Origin of the sequence: Dactylosporangium sp. McL0621 (assembly GCF_049995355.1) — a bacterium.
In the GTDB taxonomy this organism is placed as follows: Bacteria; Actinomycetota; Actinomycetes; order Mycobacteriales; family Micromonosporaceae; genus Dactylosporangium.
In genome coordinates this window covers 10,169,006-10,181,424 of the sequence record NZ_CP188259.1, presented here as the reverse complement: position 1 = coordinate 10,181,424, position 12,419 = coordinate 10,169,006, and the positions used below count along the sequence as shown (strand labels likewise).

12 protein-coding genes are annotated in these 12,419 nt (G+C 75.1%); 5 read left to right on the top strand and 7 right to left on the bottom strand.

Annotation, left to right across the window (positions count from 1 at the left end):
• Positions 1–28: 28 nt before the first annotated feature.
• The 5 genes from ACPPVO_RS48120 to ACPPVO_RS48100 are packed head-to-tail and all read right to left on the bottom strand — an operon-like array spanning position 29 to position 4,067.
• On the bottom strand, positions 29–661 hold the full coding sequence (locus ACPPVO_RS48120; RefSeq protein WP_426505697.1) for a GTP cyclohydrolase II: 633 nt from the start codon (positions 659–661) through the stop codon (positions 29–31).
• A gap of 8 nt (positions 662–669) precedes the next feature.
• Entirely contained in the window at positions 670–1,623 is a 954-nt protein-coding gene (locus ACPPVO_RS48115; protein WP_426505695.1) for a lysylphosphatidylglycerol synthase transmembrane domain-containing protein, read from the bottom strand.
• A 54-nt stretch (positions 1,624–1,677) separates the two neighbouring features.
• Positions 1,678–2,691, bottom strand: coding sequence for a glycosyltransferase family 4 protein (locus ACPPVO_RS48110; protein WP_426505694.1), 1,014 nt, complete (start codon positions 2,689–2,691; stop codon positions 1,678–1,680).
• Positions 2,688–3,086 (bottom strand): 6-pyruvoyl trahydropterin synthase family protein, encoded by a 399-nt coding sequence (locus ACPPVO_RS48105; RefSeq protein WP_426505692.1) that lies wholly within the window; start codon positions 3,084–3,086, stop codon positions 2,688–2,690. Before ACPPVO_RS48105 ends, ACPPVO_RS48110 begins: the two co-directional genes overlap by 4 nt.
• A 15-nt stretch (positions 3,087–3,101) precedes the next feature.
• Complete coding sequence (locus tag ACPPVO_RS48100) at positions 3,102–4,067, bottom strand: dehydrogenase (RefSeq protein WP_426505691.1); 966 nt, start codon at positions 4,065–4,067, stop codon at positions 3,102–3,104.
• Positions 4,068–4,171: 104 nt separating this feature from the next.
• On the opposite strand from ACPPVO_RS48100, the gene ACPPVO_RS48095 reads away from it, so the two are divergent.
• The 3 genes from ACPPVO_RS48095 to ACPPVO_RS48085 are packed head-to-tail and all read left to right on the top strand — an operon-like array spanning position 4,172 to position 7,834.
• Positions 4,172–4,882 (top strand): CDP-alcohol phosphatidyltransferase family protein, encoded by a 711-nt coding sequence (locus ACPPVO_RS48095; RefSeq protein ID WP_426505689.1) that lies wholly within the window; start codon positions 4,172–4,174, stop codon positions 4,880–4,882.
• Positions 4,882–6,555, top strand: coding sequence for a sulfatase (locus tag ACPPVO_RS48090; RefSeq protein WP_426505687.1), 1,674 nt, complete (start codon positions 4,882–4,884; stop codon positions 6,553–6,555). Before ACPPVO_RS48095 ends, ACPPVO_RS48090 begins: the two co-directional genes overlap by 1 nt.
• Before the next feature lie 22 nt (positions 6,556–6,577).
• A complete protein-coding gene (locus tag ACPPVO_RS48085) occupies positions 6,578–7,834 on the top strand; it encodes a glycoside hydrolase family 3 N-terminal domain-containing protein (RefSeq protein WP_426505685.1) in 1,257 nt (418 codons plus the stop codon).
• Positions 7,835–7,843: 9 nt separating this feature from the next.
• Here ACPPVO_RS48085 and ACPPVO_RS48080 read toward each other — a convergent pair whose 3' ends face one another.
• Entirely contained in the window at positions 7,844–8,227 is a 384-nt protein-coding gene (locus tag ACPPVO_RS48080; protein ID WP_426505683.1) for a YccF domain-containing protein, read from the bottom strand.
• 51 nt (positions 8,228–8,278) lie between these two features.
• Between ACPPVO_RS48080 and ACPPVO_RS48075 the strand changes: the two genes are divergently transcribed.
• Positions 8,279–10,108, top strand: a complete 1,830-nt coding sequence (locus ACPPVO_RS48075) for an FtsK/SpoIIIE domain-containing protein (protein ID WP_426505682.1) — start codon at positions 8,279–8,281, stop codon at positions 10,106–10,108.
• Here the strand turns inward: ACPPVO_RS48075 and ACPPVO_RS48070 are convergent.
• A complete protein-coding gene (locus ACPPVO_RS48070; RefSeq protein ID WP_426505680.1) occupies positions 10,080–11,624 on the bottom strand; it encodes a hypothetical protein in 1,545 nt (514 codons plus the stop codon). The genes ACPPVO_RS48075 and ACPPVO_RS48070 overlap by 29 nt on opposite strands.
• Positions 11,625–11,643: 19 nt before the next feature.
• Between ACPPVO_RS48070 and ACPPVO_RS48065 the strand changes: the two genes are divergently transcribed.
• On the top strand, positions 11,644–12,222 hold the full coding sequence (locus ACPPVO_RS48065; protein WP_426505678.1) for a hypothetical protein: 579 nt from the start codon (positions 11,644–11,646) through the stop codon (positions 12,220–12,222).
• The last annotated feature ends 197 nt before the right edge of the window (positions 12,223–12,419 follow it).

The window sequence follows — 12,419 nt, the reverse complement described above, 5'->3', positions numbered from 1 at the left end:
GGCCGCATCTTCCCAGGCGAGCGTGGCCTCACCTAGCGGCGGCACGGCTCGCCTTGGCCGCGAGGTACCCCGCGTTCGCGGGGCTGAGGAAGACGCCGGTCGGCACCACGCTCGCCACCTTCACCCCGAGCCCGTCGAGCTGGTCGGCCTTGTCGGGGTTGTTGGTCAGCAGCCGGATGCGCTGCACGCCGAGCGCGTCGAGCATCTGGGCCGCCGCGGAGTAGTCCCGCTCGTCCTCGGCGTGCCCGAGCGCGATGTTGGCCTCGAAGGTGTCCAGGCCGGTGTCCTGCAGCGCGTACGCGTCGAGCTTCGAGTACAGCCCGATGCCCCGGCCCTCCTGCCGCAGGTACAGCAGGAAGCCCCCGGCCTCGGTGATCCGCTCGATCGCCTCGCGCAGCTGCGGCCCGCAGTCGCAGCGCTCACTGCCGAAGATGTCCCCGGTCAGGCACTCGCTGTGCAGGCGGACCAGCGGCGCGGCGCCCCCGTCGGCGCTGCGGCGGGCCGCGTCGGCCCAGTCGCCGAGGCCGAAGGCGACGTGCTCGCGCCCGTCGACCAGGCCGTTGAACGTGAACAGGCGGGCGGTGGTGGAGTACCCGTCGAGGAGCCGCAGCGGCACGGTCACCTGCGTGCGCATGGTTGCTCCCGGAAGTGTTTCGAACATCCCTCTCCTTAGCTCGCCACGGTGCGTCGGCGGAACAGCAGGACCGCGACGCCGGGAAGGCTCGACACCAACACCAGTACCCCGTACGCCGTCGCTGTCGCCACGCCTTGCGCGGCGGTGAGGCCGGCGGCGGCAAAAGCCCAGGCGGCGACGCCCTCCCGCGGCCCGAATCCGCCGATGTTCGCGGGCACCCCCATCGCGAGCAGGGCCAGCAGCGTCAGCGGCAGCAGCTGCGCGGCCGGCGCGTGCAGGCCGGCGGTGCGCGCGGCGACGAGGAACGTGACCAGGTGACCGGCGACGGCGACGGCGGAGCAGAGGACGACGCCGGGCCAGATCCGCCGGGCCAGCAGTACCTCGCGGACGTCGGCGCGCGCGGTGTGCACCGCCCGGCGCCACCACTGCGGCCCGCGCCGCCCGGCGACGAGCGCGAGCACGGCCGCGAGCAGTGCGACTCCGGCCACGACGGCGGCGATGCGGGGCACGAACGGGCGCACCGGCGACGGCAGCGCCCAGAGCAGCGCCACGGCGAGGGTCAGCTGGACGGCCTGGCCGGCCGTGCGCTCCCACACGACGGCGCGGATGCCGCGGCCGACGTCGCCGTCCGCGCGCCCGTGGCCGACGGCCCGGTCGACGTCGCCGAGCACCCCGCCCGGCAGTGTGGAGTTGATGAGCACCGCGCGGTACAGCTCGGCGACCGCGGTGCGCAGGGGCAGGCGCATGCCCAGGCCGAGGGCGACGAGCCGCCACCGCCAGGCGCACGCCACGATGGTGGCCGCCCCGACGCCGACCGCGGCCGCGACCGACCACACGTCGATCATCCGCAGCCCGGCGACGAACGGCCCGCTGCCGACGCGCCACACGAGCAGCGCGAGCACGGCCAGCCCGCCGACGGTGCGTACGAGACCCCAGTTGATCGCCCGGCGGCCCGTGGGTACGGCGACGGCGGTGGCGCTGCTCGGCATGGGACTCCTTTCCGGACGATCTCTATAGACATACGCCGCCGGACGCGATCGGGTTCAGTCCGCGACCGTGTGTCGGAAAACGGCCTCCACCGCGCGTGCGGTGTCGTCCCAGCCCGTGAGCGTCGCCCGGCGCGCGAGCGCGGCGGCCCGGAGCCGGTCGCGCAGCGCCGCGTCGCCGAACCAGCGCCGCAGCGCGCCGGCCAGGGCGTCCGCGTCGCCGGGCGGGACCAGCCAGCCGGGCGGCGCGGCGGCCCCGATCGCGTCCGGCAGCCCCTTGGCCGTCGTGGCCAGGACCGGGACGCCGCGGGCGAGCGCCTCGGCGGCGACCATGCCGTAGGTCTCGCCCCGCGACGGGTGGACCAGCAGGTCCGCGGCGGCGTACAGGGGCTCGACCGGGCGCGGCCCCACGAGGCTGATGCGGTCGCCCAGGCCGAGGGCGTCGATGCGGGCCACGAGCCCGCGGGCGAAGGCGGGGTCGCGGTCCATCGAGCCGGCGCACACGCAGGTCCAGTCCCGGTCGGCGACCCGGGCGAGGGCCTCGACCAGCACGTCGTGGCCCTTGTGGCGGCCGATCACGGCGACACAGAGCAGCGCCCCGGCCCCGCCCGACCCGGCGGCGACCGGCGCCTGATGCACGCCCGGCGTCGCGACGTGGAGGCGGCTCAGCGCGTACAACTCGATGAGCCGCCGCCTCGTCCAGCCGCTGGTGGCGATCACCGCACTCGCGGCCCGCAGCGCCCGCGCCTCGTCCGGCCGGGCCGCCGGGTCGTCGTCGCCGAACGGCATGTGCACGAGCACGACCAGCCGCAGCCGGGCCGCGTGCGCCTCCAGCACGGCGGGCGCGCACGAGGCGACCAGGCCGTCGACCAGCACCGCGGCGCCGTGGGGGAGCCCCGCGAGGAGGGCGTCGAGCCGCGCGAGGTCCCCGGCGTCCGGGTGCGGCCAGGCGCCGGGCGCGGGGCGTTCGACGGCGGCCAGCCGGTCGCAGACCTCGCGGTCGTACCGGTTGCCGCCGCTCGGGGAGCCCGGGTCGTCGATGTCGCCCGGCAGCACCGCGAAAACGGTCACAGATCGCGCTCGTACGTGGCCCACGCCACGTGTGACTCGCGCAGGGTGACCGCCAGCCGCTCCAGCCCGGTCCCGCCGTCGCCCAGCGCCCCGGCCGCGACCCGCGCGGCCAGCCGGTCGGCCACCACCGCGGCGAGCATCTCCGTCGACGTGTTCACGCCGCTGAACTCGGGCTCTTCGTCGAGGTTGCGGTAGTTCAGCGCGCCCAGGACCTCCTTGAGCTCCTGCGCGGCCAGGCCGATGTCGACCACCAGGTTGTCGGCGTCGAGCTCCCGGCGGGAGAACGTCACGTCGACCACGTAGGTCGCGCCGTGCAGACGCTGGGCGGGGCCGAAGACCTCGCCGTGGAAGCTGTGGGCGATCATCATGTGGTCACGGACGGTGAGGCTGTACACGCGGCATGCTCCTGTTCAGTAGGTGATCACGTGGCAGAGGGCCGGCCGGGTGCCGTCGGCGAGTCCGGCCAGCACGGCCGGCAGGTCCGCGAACGGGGACTCGCCGGTGATGAGGGCGTCGAAGGCCGGGTCGCGCAGCAGGCGCAGCGTCAGGGCCATCCGGTCGGCGTAGGTGCGGGTCGCGGCCCGGGCCGGCGAGACGGTGCCGACCTGGCTGCTGCGGATCGTGAGCCGGCCGGAGTGGAAGGCGCCGCCGAGCGCGAGAGTGACCGGGCGGTCGCCGTACCAGCTCAGCTCCAGCACCGTCCCCTCCGGCGCGAGCAGTTCGAGCGCGCGCTGCAGGCCCGGCTGCGTCGCGCTGGCGTGCACGACCAGGTCGCGGCCCCCGGACGCGTCCGCGGGGTGCGCGAACGCGACGCCGAGCGCGTCGGCGACGGCCCGGCGCGACGGGTCGGTGTCGACCAGCTCGACCTCGGCCCCCGGCAGGCGGGCCAGCAGCGCGGCGACGCTGCAGCCGACCATGCCCGCGCCGACCACGCTCACCCGGTCGCCGATCAGCGGGGCCGCGTCCCAGAGCGCGTTGACGGCGGTCTCGACGGTGCCGGCGAGCACGGCCCGGCGCGGCGGCACCCCGTCGGGCAGCGGCACCACCGACGCGCGCGGCACCACGTACGCGCTCTGGTGCGGGTACAGGCAGAACACCGTACGACCGCGCAGGTCCGAAGGGCCGGCCTCGACCACGCCGACGTTGAGGTAGCCGTACTTCACCGGGTACGGGAAGTCGCCCTCCTGGAAGGGCGCGCGCATGACGGCGAACTGGTCCGGCGGCACCTTCCCGGCGAACACGAGCGTCTCGGTGCCGCGGCTCACACCTGAGTACAGCGTCCGGACCAGCACCTCGTCGTCACCCGGGGCGGGGACCTCCACCGGACGTATCTCCCCGCCCGTCCCGGTGGTCCAGAACGCGTTCGCCTGTGGCACGCCGACACTCCCTGAGATCGTTCCGATCGAACCGTTACGCCCGAACGCGCGTATGCACTGACGGGTCCATGGTCAGTAAGCACAGCCTCGTACACGGAGTGACGATGCCGCAGGTTCGAACCGGTCCGGTCATTGGACTGATCTTCCACGTTGCCGTGCTCGGCGTCCTCTCGGGGACGGTCGGGCTGGGCACGGCCGGCTGGGCGATCGGTCTCGCCAGCGGGTTCGTCACCTCGGTGGCGCTCGAGTACGGCCTGCAGCGCTCCGGCGCCGAGGCCTTCGGCGCCGCCAACTGGGTGACGCTGACCCGGGCCGGGCTCGTCGGCGGGGTCGCGGCGCTCACCGCCGACTCCTTCAGCCGGCCGGTGCCGATCGGGGTGCTGTGCGCGCTCAGCGCGGTCGCGCTCGCCCTGGACGCCGTGGACGGCAACATCGCCCGGCGCACCGGCGGGTGCACGCCGCTCGGGGCGCGCTTCGACATGGAGACCGACGCCTGGCTGATCCTCGTGCTCAGCGCGTTCGTGGCCGAGTCGGTCGGGCCGTGGGTGCTCGCGATCGGGGCGATGCGGTACCTGATCGGGTTCGCGACCTGGCTCGTGCCGTGGCTGCGCGGGCCGGTGCCGCCGCGGTACTGGCGCAAGGTCGTCGCCGCGATGCAGGGCGTGACCCTCGCCGTCGCCGCGTCCGGGCTGCTGCCGCTGTCGGTCACCACCACGATCGTGGCGATCTCGCTGCTGTTCCTCGTCGAGTCGTTCGGCTCCGAAGTGCTGTGGCGCTGGCGCCGGCAGTCGCTCACGGTGGCGGTGTCCTCCTGATGGCCGTACTCTCGCCGCCCGTGGAGGTCCCCGCGCCGGACGAGCCCGCCGCGCCCGTGCGGCGGTCCTGGCCGCGCGCCGCGCTCGTGTGGGCGGGCACGCTGCTCGGGGCCGGGGTGGTGCTGTTCACGCTGGTCACGCCCGATCGGCTCACGCAGTACAGCTACGGCGCCTTCCTGCGCGTGCCGATCGAGGGGCTGCTGCTCGTCGCGCTGTTCCTCGCCGTCCGCGGCCGGGCCCGCACCGTCGTGCTCAGCGTGGCCGGGGTCCTGCTCGGCGTGCTGTTCATCATCCGGCTGTTCAACCTCGGCTTCTACACGTCGCTGTCGCGCCCGTTCGACCCGATCCTCGACTGGGTGCTGCTCGACCCGGCGTACGGGCTGGTCGAGTCGTCGCTCGGCGAGGCCGCCGCGGTCGTGATCACGGTGATCCTCGCCCTGATCGTGCTCAGCGTGCCGGTGGTGATGACGCTCACGCTGCGGCGCCTGTCCCGGCTCGCGCTGCGGCACCAGGCGGCCACGACCCGCGGTACCGCCGTCCTCGCCGGGGTCTGGGCGCTGTGTGCGGTGCTGAACGTGCAGGTCGCGAACGGGGTGCCGGTCGCCTCCGACGGGGCCGTCGGCGCGCTGGGGACCCAGGTCTCGCTGGTGCGCCGCGACATCGGCGACGGCCAGGAGTTCGGCCAGCAGGCACAGATCGACGCGTTCCGCGACGCGCCCGGCTCGCAGCTGCTCACCGCCCTGCGCGGCAAGGACGTGCTGCTCACGTTCGTGGAGAGCTACGGGCGCGACGCGGTGCAGAACCCGCAGTACGCGCCCCAGGTCAACGCGGTGCTCGACGACGGCACGCGGCGGCTGGCGGCGGCCGGCTTCCAGGCCCGCTCGGCGTTCCTGACCTCCCCGATCACCGGCGGCGGCAGCTGGATGGCGCACGAGACGCTGCTGTCCGGCCTGTGGGTCGACAACAACCAGCGCAGCTCGTCGCTGCTGTCCGGCGACCGGTTCACGCTCAACGCGGCGTTCCGCCGGGGCGGGTGGCACGTGGCCGGGATCATGCCGGCCAACGACCGCGATTGGCCCGAGGGGAAGTTCTTCCAGTACCACGACCTGTACGACTCGCGGAACATCGGCTACAAGGGCCCGAAGTTCAGCTACGTGCCGGTGCCGGACCAGTTCACGCTCGCGGCGTACCAGCGGCTGGAGCGCCAGCCCGGGCACCCGCCGACCTTCACCGAGATCCCGCTGGTCTCCAGCCACGCGCCCTGGACGCCGATCCCGCAGCTCGTGGGCTGGGACGAGGTCGGCGACGGCACGGTGTACAAGACGATGAGCACCGAGGGCGACCCGCCGGACTCCGTCATCCGCACGTCGGACAAGATCCGCACGGCGTACCGCAACTCGATCGTGTACTCGCTGAGCTCGCTGATCTCCTACGTGGAGCGGTACGGCGACGACAACCTCGTGGTCGTGTTCCTCGGCGACCACCAGCCCTCGCCGGTCATCGTCGGGGACACCGCGAGCCACGACGTGCCCATCACCATCGTCGCCCGCGACCCGAACGTGCTCGCCAAGATCTCGGGCTGGGGCTGGCAGGACGGCCTGCGGCCCGTCGACGGCGCCCCGGTGTGGCGGATGGACCAGTTCCGTGACCGCTTCCTGACCGCGTACCGCTGAGCGGCCTGCGTATCCTCGACGGATGCCGAGAGGAGCGCGCCGGGTCGCCGAGCGCGGGAGGATCGGGCCGTTTCCGCTGTGGGCGGTCGTCGCGGCGATCGTGGTGCTGCTCGCCGGGGCCGGGGTCGCCTACTCGGTGTCGGCCGGCGAGGACTCCTCCCCCTCCGCCGCGCCGCCCTCCGGCTCGACCTCGGCCGTGCCGGCGGCCCCGGGCGGCGCCGGCTCCTCCGCCGCCGTGGGCTGCGCCGAGGCGGTGGTCGCCAAGCTGCCCCTCGAACTGCAGGCTTCCCAACTGCTCATGATCGGTACGCCGCTGAGCTCACCCCTGGGGGCGACGACGACGATCCAGAAGTACAAGCTGGGCGGGGTCTTTCTCGCCGGGCGCTCCTCGGCCTCGGCCGCGCAGCTGCGCCAGCAGATCGCGCAGCTGCAGGACGCGGCCCAGGCGAACGGCGGCCTGCGGCTGCAGATCGGCATCGACCAGGAGGGCGGCCAGGTCCAGACCCTCAAGGGCGACGACTTCCCGGCCATCCCGACCGCGGTGAACCAGGGCCGGCTCGACTCGTCGACCCTGAACAGCCGCACCGCCGAGTGGGCCGCGCGGCTCAAGGGCATCGGGGTCACCATCGACCTCGCGCCGGTCGCCGACGTCGTCCCCGCCGACGTCGGCAAGAGCAACCCGCCGATCGGGGGCTTCGAGCGGCAGTACGGCTCGACGCCCGACCCGGTCGCCGAGGACGTGGCCACGGTCGTGACGGCGGTGCAGGGCGCGGGCGTGCTCACCACGCTCAAGCACTTCCCCGGCCTCGGCCGCGTGCGCGTGAACACCGACACCACGACCGGCGCGCGCGACGACCTCACGACCGCGGACGACGCGTCGCTCAAGCCCTTCGCGAGCGGCATCAAGGCCGGCTCGGCGGCGGTGATGATCTCGTCCGCGACGTATCCGAAGCTCGACTCCCGCAACGTCGCCGCGTTCTCGTCCGCGATCATCACCGACCTGCTGCGCGGCAAGCTCGGCTTCGACGGCCTCGTGATGTCGGACGACCTCGGCGCGGCGGTGGCGGTCTCGTCGGTGCCGGTGGGGCAGCGGGCCGTCAAGTTCGTGCAGGCGGGCGGCGACATGCCGCTGAGCGTGCGGCTGTCCGACGCGCAGCCGATGACGGACGCGCTGGTCGCCGCGGCCAAGGCGGACCCGGCCTTCGCCAAGCGCGTGACCGAGTCGGCGACCCGCGTGGTGCGCAGCAAGATCCGCGCCGGCCTGGTGACCTGCGGCTGATCCGGCCGTTCAGTCGATCTCGACGACCTCGCGGCCGAGGGGCCAGAACGCGATCGGTACCAGCTTGAAGTGCGCGATGCCGAACGGGATGCCGATGATGCTCACGCACAGGGTGATGCCCGCCGCGATGTGGGTGAGCGCGAGCCACCAGCCCGCGAGCACGACCCAGAGCACGTTCGCGAGCCCGGTGGCGACGCCGGCGCCGCCGTTCTTGGCGCGCACGGTGCGGCCGAACGGCCACAGCGAGTACACCGCCAGGCGCCACGACGCGATCGCGAACGGGATCGTCACGACGAGGACGAAGCAGATGAGCGCGGCCAGGGCGTACCCGAGGAACAGGATGAACCCGCCGCCGAAGATGACCCACAGGACGTTGAGGACGAAGCGAATCACGCCTCCGATCATGACGTACCGCCGCAAACGACACCCGGGTACCGTGGGCGCGTGCCGGAGGATCGCCTGGGTGAGGTGCGGGACCTGCTGGAGGCGGCGCTCGCGCCGGCGGCGGACTACGACGCGGCCCAGCGGCTCGTGCGGCTCGCCGACGAGTACCAGCCCGACGTCGTGCGGGAGGCGGCCGAGGCCGCGCTGCGGATCGTCGCGCACGAGGTGCCCCCGCCGCCGCACGGCCACGGCGGGGTCGCGGTCCCGCCGCTGTGGGGGATCGGCGACGCCGCCGCGTTCGACCCGGCCAAGCGCTGGGCCGAGGGCGCGGCCGGGCCGGTGGTGCCCGTCGGCGTCGCCGCCGACGGCTCGCCGGTGGCGCTGGACCTGCGCGAGGGGGCCGAGGGCGGGGCCGGGCCGCACGCGCTGGTCGTCGGGGCCACCGGCTCCGGGAAGTCGGAGCTGCTGCGCACCCTCGTGCTGGGCCTCGCCGTGCACAACCCGCCGGACGAGCTCGCGCTGCTGCTCGTCGACCACCGCGGCGGCGCCTCGTTCGCCGAGTTCGAGAACCTGCCGCACGTGGCCGGGCTGGCGCTGAACCTGTGGGAGCTCCGCGACCTGCGGCGCCTGGCCGCCGTCATCCAGGGGGAGCTGCGCCGCCGCCAGGAGCTGTTCCGCGACGCCGGGGTCGCGAACATCGGGCAGTACCGGGCGGACGGCCACGCCCTGCCCCGGCTCGTCGCCGTCTTCGAGGACTTCTCCGACCTCATGACGTCGATGCCGGAGTTCCTCGACACGTTCACCACGGTGGCCCGCATCGGCCGCTCCCTCGGCGTGCACCTGGTGCTCGCGAGCCAGCGGCTGGAGGAGGGGCGGCTGCGCGGGCTCGACGCGCACCTGTCGTGCCGGGTCGCGCTGCGTACCTTCTCGGCGATGGAGTCGCGGCAGGCGATAGGCCTCCCCGACGCCTACGAGCTGCCGCCGGCGCCCGGCCACGGGCTGCTGCGCGAGGGGCCCGGGTCGCCGGTGCGGTTCCGGGCCGCCTACTGCGGGTTCGCGTACCACGCCGGGCCGCCCTCGTGGGAGGCGTTCATCCGTGCGCGGCGCCATCCGAGGCCCGGCACGGTGCTGTCGGTCCTGCTGGAGCGGCTCGCCGCGGCGGGCGGCGCGACCCGGCAACTGTGGCTGCCCCCGCTGGAGGAGCGCATCCCGCTCGGCGCCGTGCTGCGGGTCCTGCTCGGCGACCGGCGGCTCGTACCGATCGGCGTGCTGGACCTGCCGCGCGAGCACGCCCGCCGCCCCTTCGCGGTCGACCTACGCGGCGACGCCGGGCACCTGGCCGTCGTCGGGGCGCCCGGCAGCGGCCGGCGCACCGCGCTGCTGACCCTGGTGCACGCCCTCGCACGGCTCCTGCCGCCGCAGGAGGCCCGCGTCTACGCGATCCTGCACGGCGACGCGCCCGCGCGGCCGCACGTCGCCGCGTCCGCGCGCCACGCGGACCCGGACGCGGTCCGGCGGGTCGCGGCCGAGGTCGCGGGCATCGTCGCCGACCGCCACGGCGCGCCCGGGGTGCAGGGCGCTCACGTGCTGCTCGTCGTCGAGGACCTTGCGGCGCTCGAGCCGGAGACCGCGCGGCTCCTCGACCACGTGCTGCACGAGGGCCCGCGGCTCGGCGTGCACGTCGCCGCGTCGGCCGGGCGCTGGGCCGACCTCGGCCCGGCGGCCCGGCTGGACGCGTTCCGTCAGCGGGTCGAGCTGCGGCTGGAGAACCCGTCGGAGTCGGCGATCGACCGGCGGGCCGCGCACGACCTGCCGTACCGCTCGCCCGGCCACGGCCTGACCGCCGGCGGCCACCGCGTGCTCATCGCGGAGCCGGAGCCGGATCTCTGACCGGCGCGGCGAACGCCGCCGCGAACTCCCGCGCGAAGGCCGCTACGGTGCGGGGCGCCCGGCCGGTCAGGCGCCGGACCGTGTCAGTCGTGCCGGCCATCCGCCCCTCCCGCTGGGCGGCGAAGATCGCCACGATCGCGTCGGCCAGCGCGGGCGGCAGGCCGTCGTCGAGCATCGCGCGGCGGGCGGCCTCGCCGGGCACCGGGACGTACCGAACCGGCCGCGCGGTCGCGTCGGACAGCTCGGCCGCGATCCGCTCGAACGTGACCGCCTCCGGGCCGGTGAGCGTGTACACCTGGCCCGCGTGCCCGTCGCCGAGCAGGCACTCGGCGGCCACGGCGGCCACGTCCCGGGGGTCGATGAACGAGATCCGGGCGGTGCCGGCGGGGGCGAACAGGTTCCCGGTCGCGGCGACGGTGTCCGCGTACGCCAGCAGGTTCGTGATGTACGTCCGCGGCCGCAGCAGCACCGCGGGCAGCCCGGACGCGGCCAGGTGCCGTTGCCGGGAGCGGCGCTCAGGTCCAATGTGGACTGAATCGCGCGGCACGGCGCCGGACGCACGAGATCGGCGATCGGGCGCCCGCACGCCCGCAGCGGCGCGAGGGCGCGCTCGCCCGCGGCGAGGTCCCCGCACCAGACGGGGATCAGGCCGAACACGGGGACGGCGGGCAGCGACGGCAGCGGGGGCGCCGCGGCGGCGACGATCGCCACGCCCAGCTCGTCGGGGGCGCCGGGCACGAAGTCGCGCAGGAACGCGTCCTCGCCGGTGCCCGGCCGCGCGGTGAGCAGCTGCCGGCGCCACAGCTCGTCCAGGTCGCGCGCGGCCGCCTCCTCGCCGCCCGGGTGGGCGCGGGCGAGGACGTCCACCGGGACCGCCGCGCCCGCGGTCGCGGTCAGCTCGAGCAGGTCCCGGGCGCCCGGCGTGAGCGGCAGCAGTCGCGCCTCCAGCACCGCCTGCACCCGCCGGGTGAGCACCGGCGGGGAGGCCGTCGCCGGTCCAACCGGCCCGCAGCGTCTCCACCACGAACAGGGCGTTGCCGTCGGTCTCGCCGTGCAGGCGGTGGAGCTGCGCGTCGCCGAGGCGGGCCCCGAGGGCGCGGGCCAGCGCGGCGGTCCCGGCCCGGTCCAGCCGGGGGAGCGGCCGCTCGGTGCCCAGCCCGAGCGCCCGAGCCCCGCGAGCAGGCCCGGCAGCGGGTGCCCGGTGCCGGCCTCGGCCGGGCGCGGTCGCGGCGACCAGCACGGCCGGCCCGGGCCGGGCGCGCAGCAGGTAGTGCAGGAACTGCAGGGTGGGCGCGTCCGCGGCGTGCAGATCGTCGGCGACGAGCAGCAGCGGCGCGGCCCGGCCGGACGCCGTGGCCCCCAGCGCCCGCACGAGCGCCTCGAACAGCCGCAGCCGGGCGCCGGGCTCCACCGGGGCCGGCGGCCCGCCCAGCTCGGGCAGCAGGCGGGCCAGCAGCGCGCGGTCGTGCCGGTCGATCCGCTCGGGCCAGCCCGGCAGCGCCCGCAGCCAGGTCACCACCGGGGCGTACGCCAGCGTGCCCTCGGCGACCGCGCTCGAACCGGGCCGGTACCAGGCGGGCCAGGGCCTCGAGCAGGCGTCCGCGGCAGCGCTCCCGGGCCGCCAGCGCCCAGTCGTCGAACCGGCCGTCGAGGAGGTCGCCGGCGTACGCGGCGGCCGCGGCCTCGTCGTCGCCCCGGTCGAGGGCCGCGTCGAACTCGGCGGCGTCGCTCGTCGCCGCGTGCAGGGCGAGCGCCTGACCGTCGGCGCGCAGGTGCCCGCCGGCCTCGGGCAGCGCCGCGCGCAGGGTGTGCAGCACGTGGCGCAGGTTCGTGCGGGCCAGCCGGTCGGGGGAGCCGGGCCAGAGCGCGGCGGCGACCCGGCCGCGGGGCGAGGCGTCGTGCAGCGCGAGGTACGCCAGCACCGCCCGGGTCCGCTGGGAGGGGAGCACGACCCGCCGCCCGTCGAGGCTCACCTCGAAGGGTCCGAGCAGCCGCAACCGCAGCACCCCGCCATCGTCGATCCGGTAGTGCCCCGTTCGTTACGGTTTTCCGATCGGATTTCCGACTCGAGTAAGGATCCTTTGTTGCCGAACGACAAGGCCAACGCAAGGTGATCATGGCGATGCGGATTGTGAAATACCCCGCAGCGTGGTGTGGTAGGCGCACGCTGATCCGCGTAGATACACTTCCCAGCGACATTTATCACATTGACTGTCGTGGTCGGATCGCCTTCGGCCCCGAGCCAGAAACTGGAGTACGCGCCGCGATGCGTTCTTGCGCTGCAACCGTGCCCGAAAGCCGCCCCTTCTCC